Here is a 15,275-nt window from a genome sequence, read left to right as displayed (position 1 = left end):
AACTTCTCAGATAGCGGGAAAGGCGTTGATGAGATGGCGCGGCCAGCGCCGGGACGCAAGGAAAATTACGTCGAAGCGGATATCCTTCCCGCTTTCGCCGGGATGGCGGGCCAACCAATATTGCGCGGCGCGGGTGATGCGCGATCGATTGACCGCGCCCAGCGCCAGCGCCTCGTCGGTATAGCGGCCGCGCGCCTTGACCTCGACGAAGACAATGGTGCCGCCCTTTTCGGTCACCAGGTCAAGTTCGCCGACCGGCGTTTTGAAGCGGCGATCGCGCAGGCGGTAGAATTTTGCCTGCAGGAACAGGGCCGCCAGGGCCTCGCCGCGATGGCCGTGGCGCTCGGCGTTTTTACGCCGCTCAGTCCTCGTGCTTGAGCGCCAGCGCCGCATCGTAAACGTCCTTGCGTTTGAGATTGAAGCGGGTGGCGATCTCGTCCACCGCCGCCCTAAGCGGCTGATTCTGCATCGCATCTAGGAGGGCCGCCTGCCAGTCCGCGGCGTCGGGAATGGTGGGTTCGGCGGCGCCGGCAACAACAATCACCGCCTCACCTTTCGTTGTCGCGCCGGCAAAAGCCGCAGCGAGTTCGGCGAGCGTGCCGCGATGGCTGCGCTCGAACCTTTTGGTCAGCTCCAACGCGACCATGGCCTGCCTGTCGCCGAGGATTTCGGCCATGGCGGCAAGCGTGCCGGCGAGGCGGCGGGGCGATTCGTAGAAGATCAATGTTTCACGTGAATCGGCGTGTTTTTTCAAGGCATTGGCCCGCTGCCCGGCTTTGTTGGGCAGGAAGCCATGAAAGGCGAAGGCGTCGGTGGGCAGGCCGGCAATAACCAGGGCCGAGAGCAGGGCGGACGCGCCGGGGAGGGGAAAGATCGGCAGGTCCTGTTCCGCCAGCGCCCGGATCAGCGGGAAACCTGGATCGGAGAGCAGGGGGGTTCCGGCATCGGAGATCAAGGCGATGGCGGCGCCGGCAGCGATGCGGCTGGCGATGTCCGCAGCGCGCTCGCGTTCGTTATGTTCATGAAAAGACTGCTTTTTTGCCTGGATGCCATAATGATCGAGCAGGCGAGAAGAGGTGCGGGTATCCTCGCAGAGCACCAGATCGGCGGCAGCCAGGGTCTCGAGGGCGCGCAGGGTGATGTCGCGCAGATTGCCGATCGGTGTCGCCACGACATAAAGGCCCGGCGCCAGCGAGGGGGCGAAAAAACGGGTGCCGGCGATGAAATAGTCCCGAGTGTCGCCTGCCATTCGCCCCATCCGTATTTTTCAATCCTTGATTAACCAATTGGGGGGAGTTTGTTAACAGATTGTGCACTTTGAGGCCTCTTGTGGTGAAAGACGCGATGGCGGCAGCCTGGACCCGCCGCTCGGTGATGATCGGGCTGGCCGCGACTCTGGCGGGCTGTTCGGGAGGCACCTTCCAGCTCGGCTCCCGCAGCCTGACCCTGCCCTGGGGCGAACCGGGCCCGGGTGGAGGCACTGCTGCGCCGCTGGCGCCGGCGGTTAGCGGCAATGCCGAGCGTTTCGGGCGCGGACCGGTCAATGTGGCGCTATTGCTGCCGCTGTCCGGTGAGCAGGCCCTGACGCAATTGGGCACGGCGCTCGCCAATGCGGCCAAGCTGGCCATCGGCTTCATCGAGGCGAGCCCTAATATCGGGGAAAACATCACCATCACGCTGCGCGATACCGGCACCAATGCGGCCGGCGCGGTCAATGCCGCCCAAGCGGCTGTCGCCGACGGAGCCAGGCTAGTGCTGGGGCCGGTGAGTGCCGAGCAGATCAGCGCCGCCGCGCAAGTGACGCGCGCGGCCAATATTCCACTGATCGGCTTTGCCAATAACGGCAATGTGGCGGGGCCAGGCGTCTATGTGCTCAATGTGCTGCCCGAGACGGAAATGAAGCGGGCAGTCACTTTCCTGCGCGAACAGGGGCGGCGCGGGCCGGCGGGAATCTTTCCGGCGACCCCCTATGGCGAGGCGCTGGCCATGGCCTTCCGCACCCAGGCGATCGCCGCGGGGTTCTCGCCCAGTGCGGTCTATACCTTTGCCGATATCGGCGAGGCGCAAGGGATCGTCAACCAGGCCAAGCCGATGACCGAAACCGGTATGATCGATGCACTGTTCATTCCCGACCGGGCCAGCGCCGCCACGTTTGCGGAACTGCTGGCGCAGGCCGGCATCGGCAAGGACGACGTGCAATTGGTGGGCTCGGCCGATTGGGCCAATGATCGCGGCCTGCTCGCCAATCCGGCTTTGGCCGGCGCCATCTATCCGGCGGTGGACGAAGCCGGCCTCAACGCCATCCGCGCCGATTACCAGGCGCGGTTCGGCAGCGCGCCGCCGCAAATGTCGACCATTGCCTATACGGCGGTGATTCTGGCCAATGTGAACACGCTGTCACTGGCCAATCCGCCTTATGACGCGGCGCTGTTAACCAATCCAGCGGGATTTTCCGGGCGGGACGGGCTGTTCCGGTTCCATGGCAACGGCAAAAGCGATTATGCGCTGGTGATCCGGCAGATCGGGGCAGGGGGAATGCTCACGACGCTGGACGGGGCGAAGCTTTAGGCGTTTCAATTTCCGGTGGAAGCGGTTCCTCGCGGTTCGACAGGCTCATTGTGAGGTCTGCCAGGGGTTCCGCCCTGTCAGGCCGCCAGGTCGGCGACGACGGCGTCGAGGACGGGAAAGCCCTTGTCGGTGACGCGGATATTGCCGTTGGGCAGGGTCTCGACGAAACCGTAGCCCTTGAGCGCCTCGATCTGCTTTGCGGCAATGGCGCGGCCGGAAATCGACATGAAACGGGAGGGGGAAATGCCTTCCTTGAGGCGCAGGCCCATGACCAGAAATTCGTCGCCCTGTTCCTCCCAGGTGAGGACATCGTCGGTGATCATGCCGTGGCCGGTCTCGTTGACGCGCTTCAGCCAGTCGAAGGGCAGTTTTTCCGTGGCGGTGGCGTGGCGCTGGTGATTGAGCATGAGCCTTCCATGGGCGCCGGGGCCGATGCCGACATATTCGCCATAGCGCCAATAGAGCATATTGTGGCGGCTTTCCTGGCCGGGCACGGCGTGATTGGAAATCTCATAGGCCGGCATTCCGGCCTCAGCGGTCAATTCCTGGGTCAATTCGTAGAAATCGGCACCCAGATCCTCATCGGGCATTTTGAGTTTGCCGGCCTTGAACAGGTCGAAATAGCGCGTGCCCTGCTCGATGGTCAGCTGGTAGAGACTCAGATGGCCGCGCGCCAGCCACAGCGCTTCCTTGAGCTCGTCCTCCCAGTCCTCCAGCGTTTGCTTGGGCCGGGCATAGATGAGGTCGAAACTGCTGCGCTCGAACACCGATTGGGCGATGCGCACCGCGGTAACGGCTTCATCGACGCTGTGGCGGCGGCCCAGTTCGGCCAGCGGCCCCTCGCGCAGCGATTGCACCCCGAGCGAGACCCGATTGATGCCGGCGGCGCGAAAGCCGCGAAAACGCTCGACCTCCACGCTGGTAGGATTGGCTTCCAGAGTGATCTCGGCATGGCGGTCGATCTGCCATTCCTCGGCAATGGCGTCGAGAATGGCGCCGACCGCTTTGGGCGACATCAGCGAGGGCGTACCGCCGCCGAAAAAGATCGACTGCACCAGCCGCCCGGGCGAGAGCGCCGCCATATGGGCGATCTCGCGCTTATAGCCCTCGACAAAGGCGTCCTCGTCGAAGGGGCCGCGATGCACGTGGGAATTGAAGTCGCAATAGGGGCACTTGGCGGCGCAGAAGGGCCAGTGGACGTAGATGCCGAAGAGATCGTTGCTCATGGGTGACCTCGATCCGTCATCAGCCCGAAGGCGCATCCGCCAAAAGGGAGGGAGGCGATGGGCGATGGTTCCGCACAAACCTGCCGCCACCATTCGCGCATAGCGCTCATGGCCCTGACGGCTTGAAAGGCTCTACTGGAGCTTTTCATCGGTTGCACCGAGCGCTGGTCAAGCATGTTCAAGTTGGTTCTCCACGAATTGGGAGAAGGCGCGGGCGCGATGGGAAAGGCCGGTCTGGCCCGGAATCCAGGAATGTTTCACCTCGGGCGGCATTTCGCCGAAGGTGAGGTCATGACCATCGGGCATGAACATGGGGTCGTAGCCATGGCCCTGATCGCCGCGCGGCGGCCAGACCAGCGTGCCATAGCATTGGCCGACATAGAGCATATCGCGGCCATCGGGATGGGCGAGGCAGAGCGTGGCATTGAAAAAGGCGCGGCGCTGGCCGGGCGAAATGGCGCCCGCCGCCTGCAGCGCGTCTTCCACCCGCTTCATGGCACGGTTGAAATCGCGCGGCATGCCGGCCCAGTCGGCGGTATAGACACCGGGCTCGCCATTGAGCGCATCGACGCAGAGGCCGCTATCGTCGCTGAGCGCCAGCATATTGGCGCCCCGGGCAGCGGCATGGGCCTTGGTGCGGGCATTTTCGGCGAAACTGGTGCCGGTCTCTTCCGGCTCGGGCAGGCCGAGCTCGCCGGCCGAAACCAATTCGAGGCCGAAGGGCTCGAACAGCTCGCGAAATTCGCGCAGCTTGCCGGCATTATGGGTGGCGATGCAGAGCCGGGCACCGGGACGAAGACGCGGAATATTCATGGCTTCTCTCCATCGAGAGCGCGTTCGATGTCGTTCCAGATGGGGCAATTATCTTGCCGGAAAACTCCCTTACCCGCCCCTCGGGCACCCTCTCCCCGAGGGGAAGAGGAACCAGAGGCGCGCGCCGAACCATTCTTCGCCCCCTCGGGGAGAAGGTGGCGCGCAGCGCCGGATGAGGGGGATTTGCGCCAAAATCTCATCCGCCCAAAGCCGCTTTCTGCATCAGCGCCAATTCGCCGATGCCCTGTTCGGCCAGCCCCATCAGCGCGTCGAGCTCGGCCCGGTCGAAAGGGGCGCCTTCGGCGGTGCCCTGGATTTCGACGAACTTGCCGGCGCCGGTCATGACGAAATTGGCGTCGGTCTCGGCCTCGACGTCTTCGAGATAATCGAGATCGAGCACCGGGGTGCCGCGATAGATGCCGCAGGAAATGGCGGCAACATTGTCCTTGAGCGCCACGCCCCTGGTGAGCTTGCGCTCCTCCATCCAGCGGATCGCATCGGCCAGGGCCACATAGGCGCCGGTGATCGCGGCGGTGCGGGTGCCACCATCGGCCTCGAGCACATCACAATCGAGTGTGACCTGCACCTCGCCCAGGGCTTCGAGGTCGACCACGGCGCGCAGCGAGCGACCGATGAGGCGCTGGATTTCCTGGGTGCGGCCCGTTTGCTTGCCGGCGCTGGCCTCGCGGCGGGTGCGCGAGCCGGTGGCGCGGGGCAGCATGCCATATTCGGCGGTGACCCAGCCCTGGCCCTTGCCGCGCAGCCAGGAGGGGACGCTGGTTTCCACCGAAGCGGTGCACAGGACCCGGGTATCGCCGAAAGCCACGAGGCACGAACCCTCGGCTTTCTTGGCAATATTGCGTTCGAGGGTCACGGCCCGCATTTGGGCAGGCTGACGTCCGGATGGCCGCATCATGGTTCCAGTCTATTATAGCGTTAACCGCCTCTTAACTCTCAACGGAGCGGCCCACAAGCGCCAGACGCTTGGCGGCTGGGGAGGAAGGGCTTAAATGAAGTGGCAAGGTTAAAGCCGAAGACTTTATTAGAAAACCAGATGACCCGAGTTGCCGAAGACTTCCTTTCCGTGCTCAACAGCCGCAGCCAGGATATTTTCCGGCGGCTGGTGGAGCGCTATCTCGATACCGGCCTGCCGGTGGGATCGCGCGATCTCAGCCGGCTATTGCAGGTGGAATTGTCGCCGGCCTCGGTACGCAATGTCATGGCCGACCTGGAAGATCTCGGCCTGATCGCGGCGCCCCATACCTCGGCGGGCCGCGCCCCGACCCAGCAGGGCCTGCGCTTTTTCGTCGATGCGATGCTGGAACTGGGCAGCGTCGATGAAAGCGAGCGTCACCAGATTTCCCGCCATATCGAGGGCAGTGCCGGGCATGGGCAGGTGGAGGATTTCCTGACCGAAGCCTCCTCGCTGCTGTCGGGACTGAGCCAGGGGGCGGGCGTCGTCATCGCCGCCAAGGCCGATATGGTGCTCAAGCATATCGAATTCGTGCGGCTGGACGCGGCGCGGGCCATGGCCATCCTGGTGGGCGAGGACGGACAGGTGGAAAACCGCATTCTCGAATTGCCGCCGGGCTATACGGCCAGCGCGCTCAGCCAGGCGGGCAATTATCTTAGCCATTATGTAGTGGGGCGGACCCTGGCGGAAGCGCGGCGCGTACTCAATGAGAAGCGGTCCGAGCAACGGGCGGAACTGGACGAGCTGACGCAGAAACTGGTCGATGCCGGCATCGCAACGCTGGCCGAGCCAGCGGGCAGCGACGCACCGACGGTGATCGTGCGCGGTCGGGCCAATCTCATCAACGACGCCATGGCCAGCGACGAATTGATGCGGATGCGGCAATTATTCGATGAGCTGGAAAGCAAGGACGGCCTGCTCGACCTCCTGGGCGATGCGGAGCGGGGACAGGGCGTGCGCATCTTCATCGGCTCGGAGAACAAGCTGTTCTCGCTGTCGGGTTCTTCGGTGATCCTCAGCCCCTATAAGGACGCCAACGACAAAATCGTCGGGGTGCTGGGGGTGATCGGGCCGACGCGGCTCAATTACGCCCGCATCGTGCCGGTGGTGGATTATACCGCCAATGTCATTTCGGCGATGATGGCGCGTCAACGCGGCAAGGCTTGAATTGCGCGCCCGCTTGGACGATATGCGGTGAAGATTTTTTACGCATACGGATGAAGATCAGATGAGCGACGAAAACGCCGCCCAGGGCGAAGGACCGGAAACCGAAATCCCTGTGACCGAAACGCCCGAAGTCGATCCCATCGAGGCCCTGACGGCCGAAAATGCCGACCTCAAGGACAAGCTGCTGCGCAGTGTCGCGGAGATGGAAAATCTGCGCAAGCGCAATGAGCGCGATGTCGCCGATACCCGCTCCTATGCCATTGCCGGCTTTGCCCGCGACATGCTGAGCGCCACCGACGCGCTGAATCGGGCGCTGCTGGTGGTGCCGGCGGAAACCCGCGAGAACGCCGACGGCACGCTCAAGAGCCTGATCGAGGGGATCGAGCTGGCCGAACGCGAGACCCAGCGGCTGCTGGCCAAGCACGGCGTCAAGCAGATTGAGGCGGCGGGGCAGAAATTCGATCCCCATAAACATCAGGCCATGTTCGAAGTGCCCAACCCGCAAGTGCCGGAAGGCATTGTGGTGCAGGTGGTGCAGGAAGGCTTCATCATCGGCGATCGCGTATTGCGCCCGGCCATGGTCGGCGTAGCCAAGGGCGGGGCAGCCGCGCCCGTGGCTTCCGAGGCCCCCGAAGAAGGGGCAGAGGGCGTCGACAAGAGCGCCTGAATAGACGCAGGCCCCTCATCGACGGCACCTCTCCCCGGAGGGAGAGGTGCGGGACTTCCGGTCCTAGCCCAATATGTCGCGGCTCATTATCCTTTGCACGCCGGCCGCATCGAGATCGGCCCAGGCCTGCGCCAATGAGCCATTGGTATCGATGGCGCGGGTCGCGTCTTCGATCACGGTGACGCCGAAGCCGCCGGCAGCGCCGTCCAAAGCCGTCCAGGCGACGCAGAAATCGGCGGCAAGGCCCACCACATAGATCCGGCCGGTATCGCGCTCGTTGAGATAACCGGCCAGCCCGGTCAGGGTCTGGCGATCCGCCTCCTGGAAGCCCGAATAGGAATCGATGCCCCGGTTATAGCCCTTGCGCAGCACGAGCTGGGCATGGGGGATGTGGATGTCGCGGCTGATCTCGGCGCCATGGCTGTTCCACACGCAATGGTCGGGCCAGAGCACCTGGATGCCGTAGTCGAGCTCGATGGTCTCGAAGGGCGCCTTGCCCCGGTGCTGGCTGGCAAAGGAGATATGATCGGCGGGGTGCCAGTCCTGGGTGAGCACGACATTGGCGAACTTTTTGGCCAGGGCATTGATCAGCGGCACGATCTCATCGCCGCCGGCCACCGCCAGGCTGCCGCCCGGCAGGAAGTCATATTGCATATCGACGACGACGAGGATGTCTTCGCGCTGGATTTCGATCATGGTCAGTCCTTTATCCATTCGGCGGGCACGAGGCCACGCACGGAATTGCCGAGCCAGATTGCCTCGGCGGCATCGAGATCGGCAAGGGTGAGGCGGCGTTCCTCGGCCTTGCCCCGGGCAATGAGGTCGGCCCGCAAAGTGCCCGGCAAGAGGCCCGAGGCCAGGGGCGGGGTGAACAGCCGGCCGCCCCGTTCGATGAAAAGATTGGTGAAGGAGCCTTCGGTCAGCTCGTCGCGCTCGTTGCGGAACACCACCTCATCGAGGCCAAGCCGCTCATGGGCGCGCTGGCGCGGCTGGTCGTAAAAGGCGCGATTGGTGGTTTTGTGGGCCAGCCAGAGGGACGTCGAATCGAGACGCTCCTCGGCGATGGCGAAACGGAATTTCTCCGGACTGGGCGGCAGCGGCGTGGCGGTGAGGTCGAGCCCGGAAGCGGACAGGGTCAGCCGGACGCGCATCGGACCGGCCCAATCCCCGGCGCTTGCCGCCAGATAAGCGGCGGCCTCGCCGCGGGTGACCGGCAGGGCGAAATAGGCGGCCGAAGCCAGCAGGCGATCCAGATGCCGGTCGAGCAGGGCATAGCCCTCTCCCGGCGTCCATTTGAAGGTTTCGATCAGCACCACCGGCGGGGCGGGGTCGGAGAGGAATTTCAATTTGAGCAGCGCCTCCTGATATTCGTCCTCAGCGGTCGAATCAGCGACGATACCGCCGCCAATGCCGATTTCGCCTGTGCCATCCGCGTGGATCAAGGCGGTGCGGATGGCGACGTTGAAGGCGAAATCGCCATTGGGGGCGATATAGCCGATCGAGCCGGTATAGAGCCCGCGCGGCATGGCTTCGACCGCGTGGATGATTTCCATGGCCCGCAATTTGGGGGCGCCGGTGACCGAGCCGCAGGGGAACAGGTTTTCGAGCACCTCGCCCAGGCCGATAGCCGGCTTTTTGCGCGCCTTTATGCCCGAGGTCATGGTGTGCAGGCTGCGATAGGTCTCGACGGTGAAGAGATCGGTGACCTGGACAGAGCCGATCTCGGCGATGCGCCCCAGATCGTTGCGCAGCAGATCGACGATCATCAGGTTTTCAGCGCGGTTCTTGGGATCGGCGGCCAGGGCGGCGCGCCCCGCCGCGTCCTCGGCTACGGTATGGCCGCGCCGCAGCGTGCCCTTCATCGGCCGCGCCTTGACCCTATCGCCATGAACCGCGACGAACAGTTCGGGCGAGCGGGACAGCACCTGGTGATCGCCGGCATTTATATAGGCGCCATAGGCGACGGGCTGGCTCTCGGCGAGAATCGAGTAGAGCCCGAGGGGATCGCCATCGAGGCGAAAGCGCGCCTTGAGGGTGAGATTGACCTGATAGACGTCGCCGGCGGCGATCAGGGCCTGTACGCGCTCGAAAGCCTGGCGATAGGTCGCGAAATCGAGAATCGGGGCCAGCTCCGTCGCGCGGCCCGGCTGCGCCGCCGCCAGCAGCCGGGCGATGGCCTCGCCATCGGGGCGCTGCGGCGCATCGTAAAGGCCGAACCAGAGCAGCGGCGTCCGGCTGCGCCGCGGCAACAGCCGTTCGAGCCGCTCCTCGAACAGCAGACCGAGGTCATAGGCCAGATAGCCGGCGGCCCAGAGGCCGCGCCGGCCGGCTTCGGCGAGGCGGGCCAGGGCCGCCCGCGCCCCGGCCGCGTCATGGGCCACCAGCACTTCACGCGGCGCGGTGAACAGCAGGTTTTGGCCTTGGGAAGCAAGATTGTCGTGCAGAAGCACGGTGCCGGGAATGAACATGGGACTCGATTTAGGAAATTTCCGCGCCGGGCGAAATCACCAAGCGCGACAAAGAGCCGAAAATCTCGCCAATGCCCCGCTTGAAGCCCTCGGCGCACCCCCCTATATACGCCCCGAGGCCCGGCAACGGGCGGTTTGAAACCTACGAGGGACCCGACCCGAGAGGGGCACGGAGCTGCCGCAAGGGGCTTCGACCCGGGTTCGCTGAAAGAGAGGCAAAAGTAATGGCAAAAGTTATCGGCATCGACCTCGGTACGACCAATAGCTGCGTCGCCGTGATGGACGGCAGCAATCCCAAGGTCATCGAAAATGCGGAAGGCGCGCGCACCACGCCCTCCATGGTCGCCTTTTCCAAGGACGGCGAGCGCCTGGTCGGCCAGCCGGCCAAGCGCCAGGCGGTCACCAATCCGGAAGGCACCCTGTTCGCCTTCAAGCGCCTGATCGGGCGCCGCTATGACGACAAGGTGGTGGCCAAGGACAAGGATCTGGTGCCGTTCAAGATCGTCGCCGCCGATAATGGCGATGCGTGGGTCGAGGCATCGGGCGACAAATATTCGCCCAGCCAGGTCTCGGCCATGATCCTGCAGAAGATGAAGGAAACCGCCGAAGCCTATCTCGGCGAAAATGTCACCCAGGCGGTGATCACCGTTCCGGCCTATTTCAACGACAGCCAGCGTCAGGCCACCAAGGATGCCGGCAAGATCGCCGGGCTGGAAGTGCTGCGCATCATCAACGAGCCCACCGCCGCGGCGCTGGCCTATGGCCTCGACAAGAAGAACCACGGCACCATCGCGGTCTATGACCTGGGCGGCGGCACGTTCGACGTGTCGATCCTCGAGATCGGCGATGGCGTGTTCGAGGTGAAGTCCACCAATGGCGACACCTTCCTGGGCGGCGAAGACTTCGACATGCGCCTGGTCGATTACCTGGCCGACGAGTTCAAGAAGGAACAGGGCATCGATCTGCGCAACGACAAGCTGGCGCTGCAACGCCTCAAGGAGGCCGCCGAAAAGGCCAAGATCGAGCTGTCGAGCGCCACGCAGACCGAAATCAACCTGCCCTTCATCACCGCCGATGCCTCCGGTCCCAAGCACCTGACGCTGAAGCTCAGCCGGTCCAAGCTCGAATCGCTGGTCGACGACCTGATCGCCCGCACCATCGAGCCCTGCAAGCAGGCGATGAAGGATGCCGGACTCTCGGCCAACCAGATCGAGGAGGTCGTCCTGGTGGGCGGCATGAGCCGCATGCCCAAAGTGCAGGAAGCGGTGAAGCAATTGTTCGGCAAGGAGCCGCATAAGGGCGTCAATCCGGACGAAGTGGTGGCGCTGGGCGCCGCGATCCAGGGCGGCGTGCTGCAGGGCGACGTCAAGGACGTGCTGCTGCTCGACGTGACCCCGCTGAGCCTGGGCATCGAAACCCTGGGCGGTGTCTTTACCCGCCTGATCGACCGCAACACCACCATTCCGACCAAGAAGAGCCAGACCTTCTCGACCGCCGAGGACAACCAGAGCGCGGTGACCATCCGCGTGTTCCAGGGCGAACGCGAAATGGCCGCCGACAACAAGCTCCTGGGCAATTTCGACCTGGCCGGCATTCCGTCGGCGCCGCGCGGCGTGCCGCAGATCGAAGTGACCTTCGATATCGACGCCAACGGCATCGTCAACGTTTCGGCCAAGGACAAGGGCACCGGCAAGGAGCAGCAGATCCGCATCCAGGCCTCGGGCGGTCTTTCGGACGCCGATATCGAGAAGATGGTCAAGGACGCCGAAGCCAATGCCGAAGCCGACAAGAGCAAGCGCGAGGCGGTAGAAGCCCGCAACCAGGCCGAATCGCTGGTCCATTCGACCGAGAAATCGGTGAAGGATTACGGCGACAAGGTCTCGGCCGAGGACAAGGAAGCCATCGAAGCCGCCCTTGCCGATGTGAAATCGGTTCTGGACGGCGACGATGCCGAAGCCATCAAGACCAAGACCGCCGCGCTGGCGGAAGTTTCGATGAAGCTGGGCGAAGCCATGTACAAGGCCAGCCAGGAAGAGGCGGAAGCCAAGGCCTCCGGCGCGGCTGAAGAAGACGACGACGACGTGGTCGATGCCGATTTCGAAGAGGTCAAGGACGATGACGACGACAAGCGCTCGGCCTAAGCCTGAGATGTAGCGAATGGAAAGGCCCGGTGGTGACGCCGGGCCTTTTTTGTTGGGAGGATGCGGCGGGGCGGCTCTGCCATTCGAGCGTAGCTCTCATGGCCTTCTTGCCTAAAATGCTTCCACCGGAAGCATTTTGCGGCAGAGCCGCCGGCGAGAAGTTTCACGTGAATCCGAAGCGGTTGAACGGGACATTCACCCTTGCTAAGACGCCCGCGCCTGCCCATATGCGGGACAAAGATGCCGGCGGTGCCGGCTTTGTTCGTTTTATTCCAGCGCGACGCTTGTTGACCGGCGCGATCCAGGAGAGAGTTTACCTTGGCCAAACGCGACTTTTACGAGGTGCTCGGCTGCCAGAAGGGCGCCGATGACAAGGCCCTCAAGAGCGCCTATCGCAAGCTCGCCATGCAGTTTCATCCCGACCGCAATCCGGGCGATGCGGAAGCGGAAGCCAAGTTCAAGGAAATCAGCGAGGCCTATGACACGCTCAAGGACGGCCAGAAACGCGCCGCCTATGACCGCTTCGGCCATGCCGCCTTCCAGAATGGCGGACGCGGGCCGGGCGGGTTCGGGCCGGAATTCACCTCCTCGATGTCCGACATCTTCGAGGATATTTTCGGCGACTTCATGGGCGGCGGCCGCCGGAGCGGCGGTGGCGGCGCGGCGCGGATGCGCGGCTCCGACCTGCGCTATAATCTCGAAATCGAGCTTGAGGAAAGCTTCGAGGGCAGCACGGTCGAAATCGACGTGCCGACGTTGGCCGGCTGCGATACCTGCGACGGCACTGGCGCCAAGCCGGGCACCGGCACCCATGCCTGCCGGCAATGCAATGGCCATGGCAAGGTGCGGGCGGCGCAGGGCTTCTTCACCATCGAACGCACCTGCCCGGTCTGCCAGGGTCGCGGGCAGATGATGGACCAGCCCTGCACCGATTGCGGCGGACAGGGGCGGCGGCAGCAGAATCGCAAGCTCTCGGTGGATATTCCCCAAGGGATCGAGGACGGCACCCGCATCCGCCTCGCCAATGAGGGCGAGGCCGGTCTGCGTGGCGGCCCGCCGGGCGATCTTTATATTTTCGTCTCGATCCGGCCGCATCAATTGTTCCAGCGCGACGGCGCCGACCTTTATGCCCGCGTGCCCATTTCCATGACCACGGCGGCTTTGGGCGGGGAATTCGAAGTGCCGACGCTCGACAATGGACGGGCCAAGGTCAAGGTGCCGGTCGGCACCCAGCCGGGACAACGGGTGCGCCTCAAGGGCAAGGGCATGCCGGTGCTGCGTTCGAAGGATGTCGGCGACCTCTATGTGCAGCTCGATATCGAGACGCCGCAAAGCCTGTCCAAGCGGCAGCGGGAATTGCTGGAGGAATTCGCGCGGCTGGAAACCGAAGAAAACAGCCCCGAATCGGGCGGCTTTTTCGACAGGCTCAAGAAAATGTTCGAGGCTTGAGGCGGAAGAGAAATCGCCCCGGTGGGGCGATTTTCCGCCTCAAAGCCATGAGAGCTATGCTCGCATGGCGGGCAAGCCGAGCCTCACGATGCCGGCATGGCGTTCATATCCATCCACATATATTCCCAGACATGGCCATCCACATCGGCGATGGAGCGGGAATACATGAAGCCCATATCCTGGGCTTCGCGGATTTCGCGGCCACCGGCGGCGAGGCCGGCCGCGGCAATGGCGTCGACCGCTGCGCGGCTGTCGCGCGACAGGGCGTAGAGCGCCTGGGTCTGGCTGTGGGGATCGGGGATGGGATTGACCGAGAATTCCTTGAATTTGGCATGGGTCAGCACCATGACGAAAATGGTGTCGCTGATGACGATGCAGGCGGCGGTCTCGTCGGTGAAATCGGGATTATGGTCGAAACCCAGCGCCTGGTAATAGGCCATGGAGGCCGCCAGGTCGCGGACGGGGATATTGACGAAGATCATCGGATTAGACATCGGGGGAAACTCCAAAATTGCCTGTTCGTGGACGCAAGGACGATTGGCACCGCGCGCGGATTGGCCGATGCTGCTGACTAGACGAATGGGCCATCGGCATTTCGACAGCCGCCCCGCAACGGAGTCAACATGAAGACGGCGCTGACGCTTTCGGGATCGATCCGGCAGGGATCGTTCAACCGCCTCCTGCAATTGCATATGGGCCACAAGCTGGAAGCGGCGGGGGTTGCGGTGACCGAACTCGATCTCGGCGATTTTCCCATGCCGATCTTCAATGAGGACCTGGAGCCGGACCAGGTGCCCGAGGCGGCGGCGGAACTGGCCGAATTGTGGCGCAGCCACGATATCGTCTTCATCGCCAGTCCCGAATATAATGGCGGGGTGCCGCCGCTGCTGGTCAATACGGTGACCTGGCTGTCGCGCCAGCGACCGAGCCCGTTCCGCCAGGCCATATTCGGCATTGGCGGCGTCAGCTCGGGCAAATACGGCACGATCTGGTCGCTCAGCCATCTGCGCGATTCGCTCACCAAGGCGGGCGCGCTGATCGTGCCGACGCTGCTGGGCATCGGGCCGGCCGAATTCGCTTTCGACGAGCAGGGTAGTCCGGTCGAGCCGGCGATCATCCGCAAGGTCGAGCAGATGGTGCATGAACTCACCCATTTCAGCCGGGGCTAGGTTTGCGCGCGCTCTATCTCACCCATCCCCAGGTCAGGATCGACGCCAATGTGCCGGTGCCGCTGTGGGGCCTTTCCGAGGTCGGGCGGGCGCGGGCCGAGGCCCTGATTGCCCGCAATATCGTGCCGGGTGGGGCCGTGGTCTTTTCCAGCCGCGAGGCCAAGGCGCTGGAACTGGCTGAAATCATCGCCAGGGCGACGGGCACGCCGATCCTGACCGATCACGGCATGGGCGAGAATGATCGCAGCGCCACCGGCTTCCTGCCATCGGCGCTGTTCGAGGCGCATGCGGACCGTTTCTTCGCCCAGCCGCATGAGAGCATCAATGGCTGGGAAAAGGCGATCGACGCGCAGAAGCGGATCGTGAGCAGCGTGACCACTGCGCTCAATAGCGTGCCGTCCGACGCCCAGGTGATTTTCTGCGGCCATGGCGCGGTGGGCACGCTGCTCAAATGCCATGTCGCGGGCCGGGTCATAAGCCGGGACGAGGACCAGAGCCGGTGGGCCGATAAAGGCGGGGGCAATGGCTTTCTGTTCGATCTGGCAGCGGAAAAATTGCTGAGCGAATGGGTGCCGATGGAAGAGATCGGCCCGGACTGGTTCGGGTGATGCCGCTTGCCGGAACAGGTGAATTG

General features: G+C 63.9%; 15 protein-coding genes. 7 read left to right on the top strand and 8 right to left on the bottom strand.

All coding sequences use genetic code 11. The features are described from left to right. Positions 1 to 6: 6 nt before the first annotated feature. Positions 7 to 393 (bottom strand): YraN family protein, encoded by a 387-nt coding sequence (locus O9Z70_RS15670; protein ID WP_286020370.1) that lies wholly within the window; start codon positions 391 to 393, stop codon positions 7 to 9. Next, complete coding sequence (gene rsmI, locus O9Z70_RS15665) at positions 362 to 1,249, bottom strand: 16S rRNA (cytidine(1402)-2'-O)-methyltransferase (RefSeq protein ID WP_286020369.1); 888 nt, start codon at positions 1,247 to 1,249, stop codon at positions 362 to 364. The genes O9Z70_RS15670 and rsmI overlap by 32 nt, the downstream gene beginning before the upstream one ends. 95 nt (positions 1,250 to 1,344) lie before the next feature. Here rsmI and O9Z70_RS15660 point away from each other — a divergent pair, with 95 nt between their 5' ends. Continuing rightward, a complete protein-coding gene (locus O9Z70_RS15660; RefSeq protein ID WP_286020368.1) occupies positions 1,345 to 2,568 on the top strand; it encodes a penicillin-binding protein activator in 1,224 nt (407 codons plus the stop codon). A 77-nt stretch (positions 2,569 to 2,645) separates the two neighbouring features. Here the strand turns inward: O9Z70_RS15660 and hemW are convergent, their stop codons facing one another. From hemW to rph, 3 genes are all read right to left on the bottom strand, one after another. Further along, positions 2,646 to 3,794, bottom strand: a complete 1,149-nt coding sequence (gene hemW / locus O9Z70_RS15655; RefSeq protein WP_286020367.1) for a radical SAM family heme chaperone HemW — start codon at positions 3,792 to 3,794, stop codon at positions 2,646 to 2,648. A 168-nt stretch (positions 3,795 to 3,962) separates the two neighbouring features. Continuing rightward, on the bottom strand, positions 3,963 to 4,607 hold the full coding sequence (locus tag O9Z70_RS15650) for a non-canonical purine NTP pyrophosphatase (protein ID WP_286020366.1): 645 nt from the start codon (positions 4,605 to 4,607) through the stop codon (positions 3,963 to 3,965). Between the two features lie 196 nt (positions 4,608 to 4,803). Continuing rightward, positions 4,804 to 5,520 carry a ribonuclease PH gene (gene rph, locus O9Z70_RS15645; RefSeq protein ID WP_286022033.1) on the bottom strand — a complete coding sequence of 239 codons (717 nt, stop codon included), beginning with the start codon at positions 5,518 to 5,520 and terminating at the stop codon, positions 4,804 to 4,806. 141 nt (positions 5,521 to 5,661) lie between these two features. Between rph and hrcA the strand changes: the two genes are divergently transcribed. Together hrcA and grpE are read left to right on the top strand one after the other, a co-directional pair. Further along, positions 5,662 to 6,747 (top strand): heat-inducible transcriptional repressor HrcA, encoded by a 1,086-nt coding sequence (gene hrcA / locus O9Z70_RS15640; protein ID WP_286020365.1) that lies wholly within the window; start codon positions 5,662 to 5,664, stop codon positions 6,745 to 6,747. Between the two features lie 61 nt (positions 6,748 to 6,808). Next, positions 6,809 to 7,414, top strand: a complete 606-nt coding sequence (grpE, locus tag O9Z70_RS15635) for a nucleotide exchange factor GrpE (RefSeq protein WP_286020364.1) — start codon at positions 6,809 to 6,811, stop codon at positions 7,412 to 7,414. A 63-nt stretch (positions 7,415 to 7,477) separates the two neighbouring features. Here the strand turns inward: grpE and O9Z70_RS15630 are convergent, their stop codons facing one another. Together O9Z70_RS15630 and O9Z70_RS15625 are read right to left on the bottom strand one after the other, a co-directional pair. Beyond that, entirely contained in the window at positions 7,478 to 8,110 is a 633-nt protein-coding gene (locus O9Z70_RS15630; protein ID WP_286020363.1) for a nicotinamidase, read from the bottom strand. Between the two features lie 2 nt (positions 8,111 to 8,112). Continuing rightward, positions 8,113 to 9,882: an aminodeoxychorismate synthase component I gene (locus tag O9Z70_RS15625; RefSeq protein ID WP_286020362.1), complete on the bottom strand. Its 1,770-nt coding sequence runs from the start codon at positions 9,880 to 9,882 to the stop codon at positions 8,113 to 8,115. 224 nt (positions 9,883 to 10,106) lie between these two features. Here O9Z70_RS15625 and dnaK point away from each other — a divergent pair, with 224 nt between their 5' ends. Together dnaK and dnaJ are read left to right on the top strand one after the other, a co-directional pair. Continuing rightward, complete coding sequence (gene dnaK, locus O9Z70_RS15620) at positions 10,107 to 12,023, top strand: molecular chaperone DnaK (RefSeq protein WP_286020361.1); 1,917 nt, start codon at positions 10,107 to 10,109, stop codon at positions 12,021 to 12,023. Between the two features lie 318 nt (positions 12,024 to 12,341). Continuing rightward, positions 12,342 to 13,472 carry a molecular chaperone DnaJ gene (dnaJ, locus tag O9Z70_RS15615; protein WP_286020360.1) on the top strand — a complete coding sequence of 377 codons (1,131 nt, stop codon included), beginning with the start codon at positions 12,342 to 12,344 and terminating at the stop codon, positions 13,470 to 13,472. Between the two features lie 83 nt (positions 13,473 to 13,555). On the opposite strand, the gene O9Z70_RS15610 is transcribed toward dnaJ, so the two are convergent. After that, a complete protein-coding gene (locus tag O9Z70_RS15610; RefSeq protein ID WP_286020359.1) occupies positions 13,556 to 13,966 on the bottom strand; it encodes a VOC family protein in 411 nt (136 codons plus the stop codon). A 129-nt stretch (positions 13,967 to 14,095) separates the two neighbouring features. Between O9Z70_RS15610 and O9Z70_RS15605 the strand changes: the two genes are divergently transcribed. Then, on the top strand, positions 14,096 to 14,641 hold the full coding sequence (locus O9Z70_RS15605; RefSeq protein ID WP_286020358.1) for an NADPH-dependent FMN reductase: 546 nt from the start codon (positions 14,096 to 14,098) through the stop codon (positions 14,639 to 14,641). A 2-nt stretch (positions 14,642 to 14,643) separates the two neighbouring features. Further along, positions 14,644 to 15,249 carry a histidine phosphatase family protein gene (locus O9Z70_RS15600; RefSeq protein ID WP_286020357.1) on the top strand — a complete coding sequence of 202 codons (606 nt, stop codon included), beginning with the start codon at positions 14,644 to 14,646 and terminating at the stop codon, positions 15,247 to 15,249. Positions 15,250 to 15,275: the final 26 nt, after the last annotated feature.

This window comes from Devosia sp. YIM 151766 (assembly GCF_030285925.1).
GTDB lineage: Bacteria > Pseudomonadota > Alphaproteobacteria > Rhizobiales > Devosiaceae > Devosia.
This window is presented reverse-complemented; position numbering and strand designations above follow the sequence as displayed.